Origin of the sequence: Desulfococcus multivorans, from assembly GCF_001854245.1 — a bacterium.
GTDB lineage: Bacteria > Desulfobacterota > Desulfobacteria > Desulfobacterales > Desulfococcaceae > Desulfococcus > Desulfococcus multivorans.
On the sequence record NZ_CP015381.1, the window covers coordinates 1149995 to 1168523 of the forward strand.

Consider the following 18529-nt stretch of genomic DNA (forward strand, 5'->3'; position numbering starts at 1 on the left):
AGGCCTCACTCATTCCTCTTTGAGATTGTCGGCTTTGCGGACCCTTTCGTCGCTCACTCCGCATCTTTCTGGGGAGGCGGTTGCGGTTGGTCTTCCTTGACCAGCCCCAAACCGACCCGGACCTTTTTGAGGATGGCGTCGTAGACCTCGGGGTTTTCGGCCAAAAACTTCTTGACGTTTTCACGACCCTGGCCGATGCGATCGCCGTCATGGGAATACCAAGAGCCGCTTTTCTCGACGATTCCCATCTCAACGCCCATGTCGATCAGGTCGCCCGTACGCGAAATGCCTTCTCCATAAGTAATGTCGAATTCAGCCTCCCGAAAGGGCGGTGCCATCTTGTTTTTGACCACCCGTACCTTGGTTCGGTTGCCGATTTGTTCCTGCCCGTCTTTGATGGCACCCATCCGCCGGATGTCGAGGCGAAGGGACGCATAGAATTTCAAGGCGTTGCCGCCGGTTGTGGTTTCGGGATTGCCGAACATCACGCCGATTTTCATCCGGATCTGGTTGATGAAAATCACCGATGTCATCGTCTTGCCGATGGTGCCGGTCAATTTTCTGAGGGCCTGGGACATCAGTCGGGCCTGGAGCCCCATATGGGCGTCCCCCATCTCTCCCTCGATTTCCGCGCGGGGAACCAGGGCGGCTACCGAGTCGATCACCACGATGTCCACCGCGCCGCTGCGGACCAGCATATCTGCAATTTCCAGAGCCTGTTCGCCGGTGTCGGGCTGGGATATCAGCAGTTCGTCGCAATTGACCCCGAGCTTTCGGGCGTAGACCGTGTCCAGAGCGTGCTCGGCATCGATAAAGGCGGCGATGCCTCCCTGTTTCTGAGCTTCGGCTACGGCATGAAGGGCCAGCGTTGTCTTCCCCGAGGATTCCGGACCGAAAATCTCGATGACTCTTCCCCTGGGAAAACCGCCGATGCCCAGAGCCTTGTCCAGGGCAAGCGAGCCGGAGGGAATGACGGGGATATTCTGAACCTCTTTGCTCCCCAGTTTCATGATCGAGCCCTTGCCGAACTGGCGTTCGATCTGGGTTATAGCGGACTCCACCGCTTTTTGTTTATCGGGTGAAATATTCATATTTCCCTCCTGGAACATTTGTATTTGTTTCATATCGTTATGGACTTTCCGGCCGCAATGTGGTGCCGCGTCTCAGTTTGCCGGGCAATGGCCGACATGACCACCCTGCATGTCGGGTGCCATCATGCTCTGAAAGTCGTTCGTATCCGGCCGTCTGTTGATCGGAACGTCTCAACCCGCCAGGACGGCCGTTTTCAATTCCGTATAGATCGGTCCTCTGGGATAAAGCTCGCTTTGAAACAAAATCAATTTGTCCACCGAAAATTGGGGGGATTCGGCGGAACCTGCCGAGGCCAAAAGCAATGCAAGCTTCTGGGGGTTCAGCGGTCCGCGAGCTCTACCGATGGTGAGATGTGCCTTGAACGATCTGAGTTCCGGGGCAAACCCCAGCGCTTCGAGGGCCACATCCAGTCGGCGCTGAAGATCGATGAGAAGGGCGGTATCTCCTTTAAGGCCGATCCAGAGCACTCGCGGCCGATGGATGCCGGGAAAGACACCGAGCCCCTTGGCGCTGAATCGGAGGGGGAATGCGGCTTGGACCGAACCCGTCATCGCTTCAAAAATCGATTCCACAGCCGTCGGTCGGATGTCGCCCAGAAACTTCAATGTCAGATGAACGTTTTCGACGGGAGTCCATCGCATGGAGATCCCTCCGGCTGCAAGCGTCTCCTGGATGCTCCGGATATGACACAAGACGCTTTCCGGAATTTTAAACGCGATAAAGGCTCTAATACGATCCATGCCGCTCATGCCGTCAACCCCGTCCGAGGGGGCACCCCCTTCTTTATTTATAGAGGGGCCGCCGAAAAGCTAGGACGGCAGCGTAAATTGAGGCTCACCCAGAAGGAAGGTCCCCTCGGAGATCCATTCTTTGAGAATGTCGGCGATCCGGCGGGCTTTCACCATACTCGACAGGGGAACGGTCTGAACGGTTTCGCCTTCGATGGTGACGACACCGCTTTTCAGTTCGGCGTAACTCACCCGGCCGTAAGTTTTGGCGATGCCGTTGCCGTAGTCATGGCCGTAATCGACCACTTGGGTGAAAAGGTCTTCATCGGAAACGCCGGTGTATCCAGCCATCTCTTCATTCAAAATGGGTATTGGAATCCCTAACCCTACGGCAAGGGAGCATCCGTATCCCTGAATACTGACCCCCTTGATCCAATCCGGACTCATGCCCTTCATGTCTCCCATAACAAAAAGGGTGCCCGCAGGTTTCATCGGGGTGCCCTGGGGCGTCCTGTCGACAGCGGGATTGTGCTGAGTACCGGCCCAGGTGACATACCCGATGCCGCCGCCCAGAAATATTCGTGTCCCCAGGCCGATAGTCTTGTAATAGGGATCGTTGAACAGGGGGCTCAGCTGTCCGGCGGAGCAGTAATTGGCGTTGGCGATTTTGGGCTTTAGCGCTCCCATATACGTATAGACGGTCTTGTTGGTGAGGTTGACGGCACAGTTATAGTTCTGATAACCGTTTCGGGGGTTGCACAGCACTGCGTAAGGGAGGGTTTCGAGACTCACTTTCTTTTCGAAACGGGTATTGGGGTAACAAGTGGTGCCGTAACCCGTGGCTCGGAGCTGAACCTTCTTTCCGGCAAGAAGGTCTTCGATGACATGACCTCCGCCGTAGTTGAACTCACCCGGATAAACCTTGTTCAAGGGATCGTCTTCGCAAACCTCCGTTGCACCGATATAGCAATCGACGGCCGCAATGCCGCCATAGGCGGGGACGTTGTTGAGCCATACCTTGGACGCCTTGATTGTGGGAACCGAATGTCCGAAGTTGATAAATGCGCCGGAAGAGCACATGGGAGCGAATGTTCCCGTGGTGACCACATCCACCTGTTGTGCCGCCTCCACCGGACCGTTCTCCCTGACGATCCCGATCATCTCTTCGGCGGTCACGACAACGGCTTCTCCACTCTGAATTTTTCGGTTGATGGTTTGATAGGTCTTGTTGACCTTGAAATCTTTCATGGATGGCTCCTGAATCCGACGGGATATCGTTTCTCGCACGATATCAGTCGATGGTATCGATTCTAAGCGTTATGTTGTTCCTGATCCACTCCGGGTCCCACCATTCCACCGGATTGACAAAAACGCCGCCGACGAGCATACCGTAATGAAGATGATCGCCTCCTGCAAGCCCTGTCGTGCCGGTGGTGCCGATAATATCTCCCCGGTTGACCATCTGATTCGGTTGAACCTGAATGCTGTTCATGTGGGAATAAGTGCTGAACAGCCCGATGCCGTGATCGATGACGACGGTTTCGCCGTAGATACCGATGGGCCCGGCAAAAACGACCTTTCCCGTGTTGCCGGCCGGCACCGGAGCGTGGGCGAGGGAAGCCAGATCAATGCCAAGGTGCACTTGTCGGTCAATGGTTTCCCCCTGATACCGGTAATCCCGATGATCGGCAAAGCTGGCCTTTCGGGCGGCGTTCGGAAGCCTCAGGAAGGCGTTGTCCCATCGAATGGTACCATCGGAGATCGATGACAGGCGTTGGAACTCCTGAGCATTGGCGGAACGGATCTCCCTGTTGATGGCCAGAAACTTGTCCACCGGCGACGTTGGCGGCGTCTTGAAGAGACTGTCGTCGAATTCCGGCATTTTCTGAGCCAGAAAATTATCGGAGAGTTGAATCAGATCCGTTTTGAAAGTTTTGCTTCGGATATGGTGGTAGAATCCGGCCTTGGAAATATTCCCGGCTCGGTCCGCTGCGCTGATGGATACCGGTGTCTCCTTCCCTTGACGATAATCGAGCGCGAACAGACATACCAGACGGTTGTTTTTGTCGTCCGCCAAGGGGTACCCCTGGAAGAAGTTGTCGCCGACCTGAACCCCGTGCCGAAGGCATGGCTCGGACAATCTGTAGACCACCAGGCCCGCGCCTCCCTGGTTGATGTTGTGCTGTCGGCTCAGGACCTCGATTCTCGGTGGATGGGAATCGATCAACACGGATTTCTCGAGGACGGTCTTATTGCCGTGCCACCAACTCCGCCATGCATAATCCCTTGCCGTCAGATGAAGCGTGGCGTTGCCGTCGGAAAAACCGTGTTTCTGTGGTTCGATGGTGACGGCCAGATCCTTTTCGGAGACCTTCCCGCCGGCGATTATGTTGATGGCCGGATAGGTTTCATCAAAGAGCACCACCTTTTTGCCGTCCTTTTCCAGGGTGATGGTGATGCTCCGGATACCGCTCCTGGGATCGGAGATCCTGATGTCGAGTTCGTTCGAGGCTTGGACGGTATCCTCCAATCCCTGGATCGTTACCGTCGGTCCGCTGCCTTCAAGCTTGAAATAGAGAAAGACCCCCAGTCCTGCAAGGAGCAGGATGCCCGTGATAAGGAAAATTCGATTTTTCAATGTTTTCATCTTATCTTTCAATGGATTATACAACCCTCCCCGCTGAATGTTTCGTGGGCGACAATATCAGTTAAAACCGCTGTAATCAAGGCCTGTTTTTCGTTTCTTGACTTTTCACCCCACCCACGATAAACAGCTATTAAGGGAAATTAACAGGATGAATAATTTGGTAAATATCGAAAATTTGCTTATGGGCGTCGGACAGCCGTTGGTCCTGATTGCGGGGCCCTGTGTCATCGAGGAGGAATCGCGCGCTTTTGAGATTGCCGCGTATCTCAAGGAAATGACCGGGGATTTGCAGATCCCGCTGATTTTCAAGGCTTCCTATGACAAGGCCAACCGGACGTCGATTCACTCCTTCCGGGGGCCGGGGATCGAGAAGGGGCTGAGGACACTTGAAAGAATCAAACAAGAGCTGGGGTTGCGCATTCTTTCGGACGTCCATCGCATCCAGGACGTGGATACCGCTGCGGCAGTCTTGGATGTCATCCAGATTCCGGCCTTTCTCTGTCGACAGACCGATTTGATCCTGGCCGTTGCCCGGACCGGAAAGCCGGTCAATATTAAAAAAGGGCAGTTCCTCGCCCCATGGGACGTGTCGAATATCGTCGAGAAGATCCGGTCCGTCGGCAACGATCGCGTGATCATCACGGAACGAGGCGTTTCTTTCGGCTATAACAATCTCGTCGTCGATTTTCGGGGTATCGGGATTATGCGGAATACAGGTTGCCCGGTCATTTTCGACGCCACCCACAGCGTTCAACTGCCGGGGGGCGTTGGAGCGGCGTCGGGAGGGCAGCGGGAGTTTGCCCCGGTATTGGCAAAAGCAGCGGTCGCCGCAGGGGTGGACGGGGTCTTTCTCGAAGTACATACCGATCCGGACAATGCTCTATGTGACGGGCCGAATTCCCTCAAGATCGACACTCTGGCACCGCTGCTGTCAAAACTGAAGCGTATCCGGGAGGTGGCATGATCCTTTCCGGACCGGAAGCGGAACGTGATGTTCCGCTGAAAACTGAAAAGCTCAGGGAGATCCGGCTGCTGCTCCTGGACGTAGACGGCGTGATGACCGACGGCCGGATTACCTATACCGAATCAGGCGCCGAAATTAAATCCTTCGACGTCAAGGACGGGCTCGGCATTCGCCTGGCAATGGATGCGGGCATCCGGGTGGGGGTCGTCACTGCGCGGACATCGGAAGCGCTGCGACATCGATGCCGAAATCTGGCAATCGACCTGGTGTTCGACGGTGTCAGGAATAAACGGGCCGTACTGGATGACATCGTGAAAACGACAGGCGTTTCGGCATGCCGGATTGCCTTTGTGGGAGACGATCTTCAGGATTTGCCGCTGATGCGGCGCGTCGGGTTTTCAGTTGCCGTCGCCGATGCCCACGACATTCTTATCGAGCATGCGGACATGGTCACAACCCGCCGGGGCGGGCGGGGAGCGGTGCGCGAGGTGTGCGAGGCTCTCCTGAAAGCCCAGGGGGCGTGGGGGAATGTCATGAATCGATACGTGAATGATGAAAAATAACACTTTCAAAAAAATAAAAGTCATACTTCTGCTCTTCATAACGATCACGTTGGTGGCGGTAATTGCCGTATTTACGGGATACCGCCATCTGATGGACGAGGAAGAAAGCCTGGTTTCCACCGTTCAGGAGGGTGCGGGAATGGCTATCTCCTCCGTCCGGCAGACCGCAGTCCGGAACGGCATGCTGGAATGGTCCCTCAACGCGGCTTCCGCCGAATATCTCAATGCCGAGAATCAGGCGGTTTTTACCCTGCCGTCGGTAACTTTTTTTATGGAGGGACGGGAGGAGATCGTAATGACCGCCGCAAAGGGAACCGTCCGAACCGATTCGAACAACATCAGTGTGAGCGGTGACGTCGTCGTGAGGGACGCGACATACGAATTGAGGACCGAGGTCCTTAATTACGACAATGCGGAACACCGGTTTTTCACCAATCTTCCTGTCGTGCTTTCAGGGGCGGGATTTGATCTGACCGCCGATTCGGCGTCTCTGGATATGAAGACACGGCAAGCCATACTGGAAGGAAACGTCAAGGGGATCCTGAGTGAAGATATTGAACTGTAATCTTCTCAAACGGTTTTTCGGCGCCTTTTGCCTGATGTCGCTCATGTGGGTCGAGACGGTTATCCCCTCGGCGGTTTCGGCCGAGACGTCGCCTGCCGACCGGCCTGCCGGGAAGGAGAACATCCATATAACTTCAGAAAGTCTTGTGGTGAATGACGCCGAAAAATATGCCGAATTCATCGGCAACGTGAAGGCGCTTCAGGGGGATACGGAGATTCTGTCGGATCGTCTGAAAATCTACTACGAGGGAAACCCCCGGACGCGTTCGGGTAAATCGAATCAGAAAGATGGTGCCGGGCGGGATTCCATCCAAAAGATCGTTGCTAACGGCAATGTCAGGATTACTTTCGATGATACTGTGGCGGAGAGCCGGGAGGCGGTCTACACCACCGCCGATCGGATTCTGATACTTTCGGGCCCCAATTCCAGGGTGACCAAATCTTCCAGCGGGGAAATTTCGGGTTCCAGGATATCGATCAATCGTGAGAGCGGTCAGATCCGGTTTGACGGCAATGTCCAGGGCGTTTTTTTCCCCGGAGAAAAGGGATTGAATTGACGTGGCGGAGTTGAGCCTCAGGTCCCTCGTAAAGGCATATCACGGTCGCCGGGTGGTCGCTTCAGCAAGTCTGTCGGTGAAATCCGGCCAGGTGGTTGGGTTATTGGGGCCTAACGGCGCCGGAAAGACCACTACCTTTTACATGGCCGTAGGGCTGATTCAACCCGATGACGGGCGGGTATATCTTGATGAGGAAGACATTACGGATTATCCTATGTACAAACGAGCCAGGAGAGGTGTTGGGTATCTGCCTCAGGAGACCTCCATATTTCGGAAGCTGACGGTCCGACAGAATGTTCTGGCCATTCTCGAGTTCCTTCCCATTCCCCGGGAGGAGCAGGAGCGGCGAGCGGATCAGTTGCTGGAGGAGTTGGGCATCCTTCGACTCAAGACCCAGAAGGCGAACGTCCTGTCCGGAGGAGAGCGGCGGCGGTTGGAGATCAGTCGTGCACTGGCGACCAATCCGTCGTTCATCCTGTTGGATGAACCTTTTGCCGGTGTCGATCCTCTGGCGGTGATCGATATCAAAAAGATCGTCGAACATCTGAAGCGGAGGGGTATCGGCATCCTGATATCCGATCATAATGTCAGGGAAACGTTGGGGGTATGTGATTACGCCTATATTTTGAATGCGGGAGAAGTGATCGAGGCGGGTCCCCCTGAAAGAATCGCGGCAAGCAAAACCGCCCGAAGGTTTTATTTAGGGGATGAATTCAGGTTATAACAATGGCAATTGAACTCAGACAACAGCTCAAGCTGACGCAGCAGCTGGTGATGACACCTCAGCTCCAGATGGCGATCAAGCTCCTGCAGTTGTCTCGCCTGGAACTGATGGATACCATTCGACAGGAGCTGGAGGAAAACCCTGCGTTGGAGGAGGTCCAGGAAGAGATCCGCCTGGAAGAACGAACGGCGGACGGTCTGGACGACGACCGCATGGCGGATAAAAACGACGCGTCGCCGGAAAGCCTCGAAGTGAAGATCGAGGAGAAAATCCCCGAGGACATTGACTGGAGCAGTTACATCGAGGAATATAATTCTCCAGGCAGGGTCAGCTATGAGGCCGAAGAAAAGGAAGCACCTCGTTACGAGGCCTTTATTGCTCAAAAGGAACTGCTGAGCGGCCACCTGTTATGGCAGTTTTTGATGACATCGCCTTCACCGGAGGAAGAAAAGATCGGCAGCCTCATTATTGGCAATTTGAATCGGAACGGGTTCCTGGAGGTATCGGTGGAGGAACTTGCCGAGATGGGTTGTGTGAACACGGATCGCGTCCAAAAGGTGCTCACCCTGCTTCAGGGATTTGATCCGATCGGCGTCTGCGCACGGAATCTTCAGGAGAGTCTGCTGATCCAGGCCAGGCACTATGGATGTGACGATCCGGTGGTGACGGAGATCATTAATCATCATATCAATCACCTGGAAAACAAGAATTACAAGGCGATCGCCAGAGCCCTCAAGGTCGGCATCGACCACGTAATCGCCGCCGTGAATGTCATCAAGGGTCTCGAACCCAGACCGGGACGTCAGTTCAGCGATGACGAATCCCATTACATCACGCCGGACATTTATGTCTACAAAGTGGAAGACGATTTTGTCATTGTGTTGAACGACGACGGTATGCCAAAGCTCCGTGTCAATCATTTTTACCACCATGCCATGGGTAGGGGAGGCGCGCTTTCGGGATCGGTCCGGGAGTATATGCAGGAGAAGATGCGATCGGCCGCTTGGCTCATCAAAAGCATACAGCAACGTCAGAAAACGATTTACCGTGTGATGGAGAGTATTTTAAAACATCAAAGGGCTTTTTTCGAAAAAGGGATAGCCCATTTAAGGCCCATGATTCTCAAGGATGTGGCTGAAGACATCGATATGCACGAGTCCACCATCAGCCGGGTGACGACAAACAAATACGTCTACACCCCCCAAGGTATTTTTGAGCTGAAGTACTTTTTCAACAGTTCCATCAACCGGGTAAACGGTGATGCCGTCGCGTCGGCGAGCGTCCAGGATCGGATTCGTCAGATTATCGAAGGGGAGGACCCCAGGAAACCATACAGCGATGAGAAAATTTCACGGATCCTGGAAGCCTCGAACATCGACATTGCGAGAAGAACCGTCGCAAAGTACAGAGAAATGATGAAAATACTGCCATCGAACAAACGCAAACAATTTTAAGGGAGGTCTATACTATGCAGACATCTGTTACGTTCAAAAATATCGATCCCTCAGATCACCTTAAAGCCTATGTAGGAGACAAACTGAACCGATTCGACCGTTTTCTCGACAATCCTGCCGAAGCGAGCGTGGTCCTTTCCGTCGAAAAGTTCCGCCATATTGCTGAAATAAACATTACCGGAGACCGGCTTAAGATTAACGGAAAAGAAGAGACCAACGATATGTATTCCGCGATCGATATGGTCATGGACAAACTTGAAAAACAGATCAAGAGAAGCAAACAGAAGATCCGAGACCGGAGGGGCAGAGGCGGCGCGAAGGTCGATACGGCTCCCGAAGGATTTGATTATGTGCGTCCTTTGGACGACGAGGCTGAAATCATTGTCAAGACCCTGGAATATAAGCCCATGGATGCCGAAGAGGCCGTGATGCAACTGGATCTTGCCGATGACAATTTTATCGTGTTCACCAACGCCAGAACAGATCGGATCAATGTCGTATACCGCCGGAATGATGGCCATTACGGCCTGATTCAACCCCAGTAAACCTCGATGATGCCTTATCGGCATCTGTCGGCACGGCAAAGGCCCCACTTGAAAAGGTCGGGGCCGGAATAATTGCAGCCCCGAGGGCCTCCCTGAGTCCTGACGTTTTCATTCGGGGGAAAGATTTTCGAAGGAACACGGGTCAAATATCGATAATTTCCTGCTCCGTGTCGGCGTCAGTGATCAAAGACGTACTTCTCAAATAGGCCTTGAGACAAAGGTCGCTTTTCTGGATACAGTTTTAGCATGAAAATTCTTGATGTCTTACGAAAAGATGCGATTATCGTCGACCTGAAATCCACTGAGAAGAAGGGCGTTATCGAAGAACTGGTCGTTCCCCTGGCACAGTCCTCCGGTGCTGATCCGGCGGACCTCGTAAAGGTTCTCATGGAACGTGAGCGACTCGGGAGCACCGGCATCGGCGGGGGGATCGGCATTCCTCACGGGAAACTGAAAGGGCTCGATTCCCTTGTCGTCGGCTTCGGACTGAGTCGCAAAGGGGTCAATTTTGAATCCATGGATGGGCGACCGACCCACATCTTTTTTCTGCTGGTCACGCCGGAAAATTCCATTGACATCCACCTCAAGCTGTTGTCCCGGATATCCAGAATCCTGAAAAACGATCTCCTGAAGCAGCGATTGCGCAATGCGAAGACCAGCGAGGATGTGCTGAATATCATCAGGGAAGAGGATGAAAGCTTCTAAATCGATGTTAATAGCGGTTCCGGGTGATGCATGCCGGAAGAATTGAAAATGATCATCATCACGGGATTGTCCGGCTCCGGTAAGAGCACCGCAATGGCGGCTTTTGAGGATGCGGGATTCTACTGTGTCGATAATATGCCCGTTTCACTGCTGCCGGATTTTTTGAATCTGCCCATCAAGAAAGAATACACCGGGTTGGCGTTCGTGATGGATCTCCGGGAGAAGTACTTTCTGGATCGATATGAGCGCGTATTCGAATCTTTGGGGAAAACAGGCTACCGTTTCGAGATTATTTTTTTCGAGGCTGATGAAAATGTTCTGCTGAGACGGTATTCCCAGACCCGAAGGTTTCATCCCCTCGCCCGGACTCGCGGTGTCCTGGAGGGGATACGCCTCGAACGGCAGAAGATGATGCCTTTGAGACGCATAGCGGGTCAAGTGATCGATACGTCGAATTATACGATACACGAACTTAAATCTCGTATTTTCGATATCGCCCGGGAGAAGGAAAAGCGGATTCCGCTGAGGATCACCATTCTGACCTTCGGCTTCAAGTACGGGCTGCCGAACGATGCGGATCTGGTAATGGACGTCCGGTTTGTCGCTAATCCATATTTTGTGCCTGAACTGAAACCTCTCGACGGCAGGGCACCGGAAATTCAAAACTATGTGATAAATCGGGACATAACACATCGATTCATCGAGAAATACACCGACCTGCTTGATTTCCTGATACCTTTGTATGAAAAGGAGGGAAAGGCATACCTGACGATCGCTATTGGCTGCACCGGGGGGAGACATCGATCGGTCGCCATCGCATGCTCGATTTATGAGCACATTAAAGGTCGGCATGGATGGGTCCACATCGTTCACAGGGATATCGGAAAAGACAATTAGACGCCTGTCCCTGAGTAAGAGAGATGATTTAGGAATATTATGATCGGTATTGTCATTGTCACACATGGTCAACTGGGATCGGTATTGATTGATACGGCCGAGCTTATCGTCGGATTTCGGCCGGAGGCTATGATAGCGGTGTCCATTAATATAACGGAAGATGTGGACAAGCTTCGAGGCAAGGTGGCGCGGGCTGTGAAAGAAGTCACCCGAAAACATGGCGCCTTGATACTGACCGATATGTTCGGCGGCACACCGTCCAATATCAGCTATTCCTTTCTTCGGGAAGGTCATGTAGATGTCGTTTCCGGGGTTAATCTGCCGATCGTCATCAAAGCGATCAACAGCAGGGAAAACATGGATCTTGGAGAGCTTGCCGAATGCCTGGAAAATTTCGGAAAACGAAGCATTTCCATGGCCAGCGGCATTTTAAGAGGAAATAAGCGGGGATGAAAAGGTCGAACGCACCGGTCTTTTGAATCAAAGAAACCGACGGACATTTTTGATGAACGGTCCGGGAGGCGGCTAAAGCCGGAGAGGAGTGTGAATATGGGAGAGCGGAAGCCTTTTATCGCCGGAAATTGGAAGATGTTCAAAACCGCTCGTGAAGCGATGGAGACTGCGACAGCATTGGTGAATCGGGTTTCGGACGTTACAGGGGTCGAGGTGATGATCGCCCCGAATTTTACGGCGCTTACCGCCGTATATGATGTCGTTCGGGAAAGCGCCGTCCGTCTCGGCGCGCAAAATCTGTTCTGGGAGGCCGAGGGTGCATTTACCGGAGAGACATCTCCGAACATGCTTCGGGATGTCGGGTGTCGTTACGTGATTATCGGCCATTCTGAACGGCGCCAGTATTTCGGTGAAACGGACCAAACGGTGAACAAAAAGATTAAAGCCGCCGTAGAACACGGCCTCGCGCCTATTTTTTGTGTAGGTGAGACGGAGAATGACCGTGAGGCAAAAAAAACGTTTTCTGTGCTTGACAAACAGGTCCAAAACGGTTTAAAAGACCTCCGCTCAGATGACGTGGCGATGTTGGTTATTGCCTATGAGCCTGTGTGGGCTATCGGTACCGGGAAAACGGCAAGCCGGGAACAAGTTCAGGAAGTTCACAACTTTCTACGTTCTTTAATCGAAAAAAAATATGGAAATGAGCTTGCCAATTCCATAAGGATACAGTATGGTGGCAGCGTAAAGCCCAACAATATAAAGGCGTTGATGGAAATGCCGGATGTTGATGGGGCATTGGTGGGCGGCGCAAGCTTGGATGCGGATACGTTCAGCAAAATCATTCATTTCCAATAAATAAGGAAACTATATCGTCGATGTCCGCGTTATTGATCGTGATACATGTAATCGTCTGTATCGCTCTCATTATGATCGTCTTGTTACAGACAGGAAAGGGAGCGGATATGGGTGCGGCTTTCGGTGGCGGAGCGAGCAACACGCTCTTCGGCAGTACGGGTGCCTCGACTTTTCTGGGTAAGGCTACTACGGCAGCAGCCATTATCTTCATGATCACTTCGCTCACCTTGGCTTACATGTCCGGTCATCGCATGGAAGGTTCCGTCATGACCGACACCAAGGTCAATCAGACGATGAATCCTGTGGATTCGGGTACGGAGGCGGGCGACGACGGCAGCGTGGAGGGCGACACCACATCCACGAACGACCAATCGGTTCAAACACCTCAATCCACGGAAACCACACCGACGGATAACAGTACCGGGAATACGGTTGAATGATCTTTTCTTGTGCCGAAGTGGTGGAATTTGGTAGACACGCTATCTTGAGGGGGTAGTGGGCTACGCCCGTGCCGGTTCAAATCCGGCCTTCGGCACCATTTTTCGATATTGAAGCCAAGAGATGGATCTAAATCGGTTAGGATCCTTCATCTTGGCTTTTTTTGTTCCGGAGAATTCCCCGAGAAAGGAAGCGTATGGTCTTTGCATACAGCAGCAACGCATTTGTCAAGTATCCCCTTGTCGAATCCATCGAAAAGATCGCGCGCATAGGCTTCAAGGGAATCGAGATCATGTGTGACAAACCTCACCTTTATCCGCCTGATTTCAATGCGGAAGATCTGGCTGCCGTGGCAGCCGCTCTTGAACGATGCGGCTTGAAAGCCACAAACCTCAATTGTTTTACGCTGTTTGCCGTGGGAGATACCTATCTGCCGTCCTGGATCGAGCCGGATGAGTCCCGACGGGAGATCCGCATCCGTCACACTCTGGCATGTCTGAAGGTCGCTGAACGGCTGAAATGCAAATGCATTTCCATACCGCCAGGCGGACCTGTCGACGGCATTGGTGAACACGAAGCCTTTGTGTTATTTCGAAAAGGACTGGAACGCGTCATCCCTCAAGCCGAGGCACTGGATATTCATATCCTCATAGAGCCGGAACCGGACCTCCTCATTGAAAATACGTCGCAATTCAAGGCATTCATGAAGGAAATTTCATCGCCGATCGTCGGCCTAAATTTTGACGTCGGTCATTTTTACTGTGTCGGCGAAGATCCGGCCGCGGCCTTTGAGGAACTTTTCGAGTGGATTGGTCATATCCATATCGAGGATATCGCCGATACCCGGATCCACCGCCATCTCGTTCCCGGACGCGGTGCAATCTCCTTTATTTCGGTGTTCAAAGCCATGAAGCGGCTGGGATATGCCGGGGACATCTGCCTGGAGCTTTATCCCTACGTGGATATGCCGGAACTGGCCGGTCGTGAAGGGCTTGCTTACCTGACGCCGATTTTTCAGGATGCCGATCTGAACATCGACGGAATTTCCAATTAAAATTGAGGAATTCCGGAATGACGTCATACTTTGATAACTTGGAACTCAACTTTCGACTTTCATAGGCCGTATACTCCCGGCGCCTCTGTCCGGTCACCATCATGAAAGTCGAAAGTTGAATTGGAACAGATCCGTCATGAATGCGAAACCCTACATCCAGTCCTTTTCAGTCCCTTTTGAATATCCGGTCTATTTTACCGAAGATCTTTTTTCGCCCGACAACACGATTCTGGTGAAGGCGACCGGGCGGCTAAACGAGCTGCGTCGGCACCGTTGCCTGGTTTTCGTGGATGCAGGCGCCGCCGCCGCCCGGGAAGACCTGCTGTTGCGTATCCAAAAGTATTTCGCTCATCATTCCGGCGATATCGATCTTGTGGCACCTCCATCCGTGGTTCCGGGCGGGGAATCGGTTAAAAACGGATGGCGTCATGTTCACGATATCATCAATAAAATCAACGAGTGTCGTCTGGATCGGCAGAGTTACGTTGTCGCTGTTGGTGGAGGAGCGGTACTCGACATGGTCGGATTCGCGTCGGCCGTCGTTCACCGTGGGCTGAGACTTCTGCGGGTGCCGACCACAACGCTGGCGCAGAACGATGCCGGCATTGGCGTCAAAAACGGCATAAATGATCAAGGTCAGAAAAATTATATCGGTACATTTTCACCCCCGTTTGCAGTGCTGAACGATGTATTGTTCCTGTCGACCTTGAGTTTTGAACAATGGATCAGCGGAATTTCCGAGGCGTTCAAGGTTGCCGTCATCAAGGACGCCGATTTTTTTGAGTTTCTGATACGGTCAGCCGCAGCGCTTAAAGCACGTGATCTGACGGCCATGGCAACAGTCGTCGAAAGGTGCGCACTTCTTCACCTGGATCATATCCGAAGCAACGGGGATCCCTTTGAATTCGGCTCGGCGCGACCCCTGGATTTCGGTCACTGGGCCGCTCACAAATTGGAGAATATGTCCGATTATGCCATTGGTCACGGACAGGCGGTGGCCGTCGGCATCGCTCTGGATTCCTATATCGCGGTACGCCTCGGGTTGATGACCCAGGCGGACTGGGGCCGGATTGTCGATGGACTGAAGGCCTGCGGCCTGCCGGTATGGGATGAACGACTCAATCGGCGTGTATCCGACGGGTCCCTGGAAATCATGGTCGGGCTGTCCCAATTCCGAGAGCACCTTGGCGGCGACCTGGCGATTACGTTACCCATGGGGATCGGCCGAAAAACAGAGGTCAACGTCGTTTCACCGGATGATATTGCGGCAGCTGTCGACCGTTTGAGAGATATCGGGTAAAATGTGTGATTCAAACGCTTCAAGAGATGGTGTCGGAGGAGAGACATAGAGATATGTTTGATTTGAAGCGTTATCTCGCTGAAAAGCGTCGGACCGTCAATGCGGCACTTGACCGCCTCTGCGGTGAGGCCGACAGTCCCTTTCGAATCGTTCAGGCGATGCGGTATTCCCTGCTGGCCGAAGGAAAACGTCTCAGGCCCATTCTTTGTATCGCTGCCGCGGAGGCCGTGGGCGGTGGTGAGACACATGCGCTGATCCCGGCATGCGCTCTTGAAATGATTCATACCTATTCGCTCATTCACGACGATCTTCCTGCGATGGATAACGATGACCTCCGGCGGGGGCGACCAACCAACCATATTCAGTTTGATGAGGCTACGGCGCTGCTGGCGGGGGATGCGCTGCTCACGATGGCCTTCGAGGTTCTCGCGGAAGGTGCCGAACAGGAAGGCCCAGACCCGACGCGCAGGCTCAAGGTTATCCGCGAGATCGCCGTTGCTGCCGGCTGCAAAGGCATGATCGAGGGCCAAATGCGGGATCTCGCCGCCGAGGGACTGGTTTTGGATGCGACTTCACTTGAGGCGATGCATTCCCTGAAAACCGGTGCGCTCATCCGGGCATCGGTGGCGGCGGGTGCAATATCGGGCGGTGCGGATGCGGACCGTATTAACGCGCTCCTGCATTACGCAGATCGTATCGGGCTGGCGTTTCAGGTAACGGACGACCTCCTCAACGTGGAAGGGGATCCCTTGGTGATGGGAAAAGCCGTCGGCACCGACAGGAACCGCGGCAAAAGTACCTACCCGGCCCTTATGGGCTTAGAGGGATCGAGGCGGTTTTCGCATGAGCTGATTCAAGAGGCGCTGGCGGCCATTTCGCAGTTTGACGACCGAAGTGAGCCCCTGAGGGCCATCGCCGGATATATCCTTCACAGAAAACGATAGACATCCCCTCTACCTTTGTGGCGTCCTGCCGCGGAAAGGGGATGTGGCGGTCTACGTCGCCTTGTTGACCATTGGGTTGGGGGGTGAGATCGACTTCGGGGTCCTCCGGGACGTTCCGCCTGCTTTTTCGAGCCATGCATTGATCCGGTCCCGGATTATCTCTGAATCCATGGTATCCTTTACGTTTTTGATCACGGTGCGTTCTTCGCCGTTTTTGAGCACGGCGATGATATCTGTTGCCCCTTCTCCTTCTTCCGACTCCGGATCCGCATTTTCGAGCCAGATGTTTCTGAGATCCCGGGTTGGAAAAATTTCATTGGAAATGAAATAGGGCAGCGGCCCATGCCGGACCACCATTTCTTTCCGGGTAAGTTGAATGACTGTACGGTTCAAGGCCAGAACAAGCATCCAATATACCGGAACCAGCCACAACAGCACGAACAGCAGTGTTGCCACGGCGGCTTTAAGCGCCGGCATCTGCCCGGAAACCAGTTTGAGCAGCTCATTGTAGAACAGAATAAAGCTCAAGATGTTCCACACCCCGAAGAATATGCATGCCGCCTTGTGGTAGGGTTCGTACCAGCGGTAGGTTATTTCCAAAAAGTTTTGATCTTCTATGACATTCTGATCCAGGCTCATTCTGCGTACCTCACATTTTATCGAATTCAGACGGCATATGTGTGCCGTTTTTTCTCTCCTTACAGTAAGCATGTTCGGCAAAAACCCAACAAATTTAAACAGCATCAAAAAAACTTGGTGATAGATTTGTCTCTTCTCTTTACTATGGTCTCTGATGATGATAAAGAGAATAGGGAAAAATTACGTTTTTTCTGTTACGTCCCGCCGAGTTATCTAACACCATTGAACTGAAGCACTGAGCTGTATAGCGGTTGACCGAGGGTGGGCTCACACCGTTTGGGGAGTAGGGCGTACTATAAATGCATCCGTGTTTCGGGGATTGAACGAGAAAGGAAATCTTATGGCTGTAGATCTCAACCTTCTTGAACAGCTTGAGATGTTTGAGGGGCTTGAACATGGGGATCTGGAGATGGTGAAGGCGCTTTTCAATTCCATTCGGGTCAGAGAGGGAGAATTGCTGACCCGCCGCGGTGATCCGGCGCAGAATTTCTACATCATTCTTTCCGGCAATTTTATGATCTCCTTCAAGGATGGAAAAGCCTTCACCCTTCATGAAAAGGGCGACGTGATCGGGATGTCCACCATGCTCGAGCCGTTCGATTATCGCGGGACGACACTGGCGCTGACGGACGGCGAGGTTCTTATGGCGGCGGGGGATAAATTCAACGAGCTGCTCCGGGGGAATGCCCGCCTGAGTGAAACGATCATGCGAAGGCTCAACGACGTGATCGCCCAACGGCGTCCCTTCTTCAATGATGAAGGCGCGTCGTCGGATGCCGACAGTATCGCTCCGGAGGTTTGACGTCTCGGTCCAGAGAAATACGGCTTGATCGACCTTTGGGTGATTTGGTATGAAATTAAATCATTTTCGGCGATTGTCGTTGTCATTTGCCCGATTTTCTTTATTTGACGTCTAATCATCACGATCCCTGGATAAAATGCACAGATAAAGGAGGTATTCATTGACCGGTTTTGAAGCCATTTCCGCTCATAATGGTTGGTCCATTGCGGCAGTGGGGATCAGTATCGTATTTACGGGGCTTGTCTTGCTCTCCGTAGCCATCGCCCAACTCCACAAGATACTGGCCTTCTGGGAGGATCGCGACCAATTCTACGAGCAGTTTCGTAAAAAACGCGATAAACACGCGACAACCGAAGAGGTCTGCATCGTTATTCCGGGGAATATTCAGGAGCCTGCCCGACATTTCAAGCTGCTGGCGGACCGCATGGCGGAGCCGTTCGCGCTTCCAAAGCTCCTTGAGAATGCCGTACGATGCGGCATTTCGCATCCCCATTCCACGCTCAACACCCTTCTGCTGTCCGATATCGTCGTTCCGGACGGAGAGGGATATTATCGATGGAACCAAAACGCCCGGTTATGATTTATCGATGCGGCAGAAATTGTC

Annotated in this window: 22 protein-coding genes and 1 tRNA gene; 18 read left to right on the forward strand and 5 right to left on the reverse strand. The window is 53.0% G+C overall.

Annotated features, from left to right (window positions below):
- Window positions 1-53: 53 nt before the first annotated feature.
- From recA to dmul_RS04885, 4 genes are all read right to left on the reverse strand, one after another.
- Complete coding sequence (gene recA / locus dmul_RS04870; protein WP_020876955.1) at window positions 54-1091, reverse strand: recombinase RecA; 1038 nt, start codon at window positions 1089-1091, stop codon at window positions 54-56.
- A gap of 171 nt (window positions 1092-1262) precedes the next feature.
- Window positions 1263-1832 (reverse strand): RNA 2',3'-cyclic phosphodiesterase, encoded by a 570-nt coding sequence (gene thpR, locus dmul_RS04875; RefSeq protein ID WP_020876956.1) that lies wholly within the window; start codon window positions 1830-1832, stop codon window positions 1263-1265.
- A 69-nt stretch (window positions 1833-1901) separates the two neighbouring features.
- Complete coding sequence (locus dmul_RS04880) at window positions 1902-3068, reverse strand: homocysteine biosynthesis protein (RefSeq protein WP_020876957.1); 1167 nt, start codon at window positions 3066-3068, stop codon at window positions 1902-1904.
- Window positions 3069-3111: 43 nt separating this feature from the next.
- Window positions 3112-4467: a M23 family metallopeptidase gene (locus tag dmul_RS04885; RefSeq protein WP_020876958.1), complete on the reverse strand. Its 1356-nt coding sequence runs from the start codon at window positions 4465-4467 to the stop codon at window positions 3112-3114.
- A gap of 148 nt (window positions 4468-4615) precedes the next feature.
- Between dmul_RS04885 and kdsA the strand changes: the two genes are divergently transcribed.
- From kdsA to dmul_RS04965, 16 genes are all read left to right on the forward strand, one after another.
- Window positions 4616-5431 carry a 3-deoxy-8-phosphooctulonate synthase gene (gene kdsA / locus dmul_RS04890; protein WP_020876959.1) on the forward strand — a complete coding sequence of 272 codons (816 nt, stop codon included), beginning with the start codon at window positions 4616-4618 and terminating at the stop codon, window positions 5429-5431.
- A complete protein-coding gene (locus dmul_RS04895; RefSeq protein WP_020876960.1) occupies window positions 5428-5994 on the forward strand; it encodes a KdsC family phosphatase in 567 nt (188 codons plus the stop codon). The genes kdsA and dmul_RS04895 overlap by 4 nt, the downstream gene beginning before the upstream one ends.
- A complete protein-coding gene (gene lptC, locus dmul_RS04900; protein ID WP_040415678.1) occupies window positions 5981-6559 on the forward strand; it encodes an LPS export ABC transporter periplasmic protein LptC in 579 nt (192 codons plus the stop codon). The genes dmul_RS04895 and lptC overlap by 14 nt, the downstream gene beginning before the upstream one ends.
- Window positions 6540-7115 (forward strand): LptA/OstA family protein, encoded by a 576-nt coding sequence (locus tag dmul_RS04905; RefSeq protein WP_020876962.1) that lies wholly within the window; start codon window positions 6540-6542, stop codon window positions 7113-7115. The genes lptC and dmul_RS04905 overlap by 20 nt, the downstream gene beginning before the upstream one ends.
- Window position 7116: 1 nt before the next feature.
- Window positions 7117-7839 (forward strand): LPS export ABC transporter ATP-binding protein, encoded by a 723-nt coding sequence (gene lptB / locus dmul_RS04910; protein WP_020876963.1) that lies wholly within the window; start codon window positions 7117-7119, stop codon window positions 7837-7839.
- A 2-nt stretch (window positions 7840-7841) separates the two neighbouring features.
- A complete protein-coding gene (gene rpoN, locus dmul_RS04915) occupies window positions 7842-9293 on the forward strand; it encodes an RNA polymerase factor sigma-54 (protein ID WP_020876964.1) in 1452 nt (483 codons plus the stop codon).
- Between the two features lie 14 nt (window positions 9294-9307).
- On the forward strand, window positions 9308-9838 hold the full coding sequence (gene hpf / locus dmul_RS04920; protein WP_020876965.1) for a ribosome hibernation-promoting factor, HPF/YfiA family: 531 nt from the start codon (window positions 9308-9310) through the stop codon (window positions 9836-9838).
- A 246-nt stretch (window positions 9839-10084) separates the two neighbouring features.
- Entirely contained in the window at window positions 10085-10543 is a 459-nt protein-coding gene (locus dmul_RS04925) for a PTS sugar transporter subunit IIA (RefSeq protein ID WP_020876966.1), read from the forward strand.
- A 48-nt stretch (window positions 10544-10591) separates the two neighbouring features.
- Window positions 10592-11440 carry an RNase adapter RapZ gene (rapZ, locus tag dmul_RS04930; protein ID WP_234979138.1) on the forward strand — a complete coding sequence of 283 codons (849 nt, stop codon included), beginning with the start codon at window positions 10592-10594 and terminating at the stop codon, window positions 11438-11440.
- Between the two features lie 39 nt (window positions 11441-11479).
- Window positions 11480-11893 carry a PTS sugar transporter subunit IIA gene (locus dmul_RS04935; protein ID WP_020876968.1) on the forward strand — a complete coding sequence of 138 codons (414 nt, stop codon included), beginning with the start codon at window positions 11480-11482 and terminating at the stop codon, window positions 11891-11893.
- 96 nt (window positions 11894-11989) lie between these two features.
- Entirely contained in the window at window positions 11990-12748 is a 759-nt protein-coding gene (gene tpiA / locus dmul_RS04940) for a triose-phosphate isomerase (RefSeq protein WP_020876969.1), read from the forward strand.
- A gap of 20 nt (window positions 12749-12768) precedes the next feature.
- Window positions 12769-13188: a preprotein translocase subunit SecG gene (secG, locus tag dmul_RS04945; RefSeq protein WP_020876970.1), complete on the forward strand. Its 420-nt coding sequence runs from the start codon at window positions 12769-12771 to the stop codon at window positions 13186-13188.
- Between the two features lie 11 nt (window positions 13189-13199).
- A tRNA-Leu gene (locus dmul_RS04950) sits at window positions 13200-13286 on the forward strand.
- Window positions 13287-13382: 96 nt separating this feature from the next.
- Window positions 13383-14240: a sugar phosphate isomerase/epimerase family protein gene (locus dmul_RS04955; RefSeq protein WP_020876971.1), complete on the forward strand. Its 858-nt coding sequence runs from the start codon at window positions 13383-13385 to the stop codon at window positions 14238-14240.
- A gap of 136 nt (window positions 14241-14376) precedes the next feature.
- Window positions 14377-15540: a 3-dehydroquinate synthase gene (locus dmul_RS04960; RefSeq protein WP_020876972.1), complete on the forward strand. Its 1164-nt coding sequence runs from the start codon at window positions 14377-14379 to the stop codon at window positions 15538-15540.
- Window positions 15541-15593: 53 nt separating this feature from the next.
- Window positions 15594-16484: a polyprenyl synthetase family protein gene (locus dmul_RS04965; protein WP_020876973.1), complete on the forward strand. Its 891-nt coding sequence runs from the start codon at window positions 15594-15596 to the stop codon at window positions 16482-16484.
- A 51-nt stretch (window positions 16485-16535) separates the two neighbouring features.
- Here dmul_RS04965 and dmul_RS04970 read toward each other — a convergent pair whose 3' ends face one another.
- A complete protein-coding gene (locus dmul_RS04970; protein WP_144016463.1) occupies window positions 16536-17084 on the reverse strand; it encodes a hypothetical protein in 549 nt (182 codons plus the stop codon).
- A gap of 379 nt (window positions 17085-17463) precedes the next feature.
- Here dmul_RS04970 and dmul_RS04975 point away from each other — a divergent pair, with 379 nt between their 5' ends.
- Together dmul_RS04975 and dmul_RS04980 are read left to right on the forward strand one after the other, a co-directional pair.
- Entirely contained in the window at window positions 17464-17925 is a 462-nt protein-coding gene (locus dmul_RS04975) for a Crp/Fnr family transcriptional regulator (RefSeq protein WP_020876975.1), read from the forward strand.
- 160 nt (window positions 17926-18085) lie between these two features.
- The gene (locus tag dmul_RS04980) at window positions 18086-18505 is read left to right on the forward strand and encodes an OadG family protein (protein WP_020876976.1); all 420 of its coding nucleotides are present in this window, start codon (window positions 18086-18088) and stop codon (window positions 18503-18505) included.
- The last annotated feature ends 24 nt before the right edge of the window (window positions 18506-18529 follow it).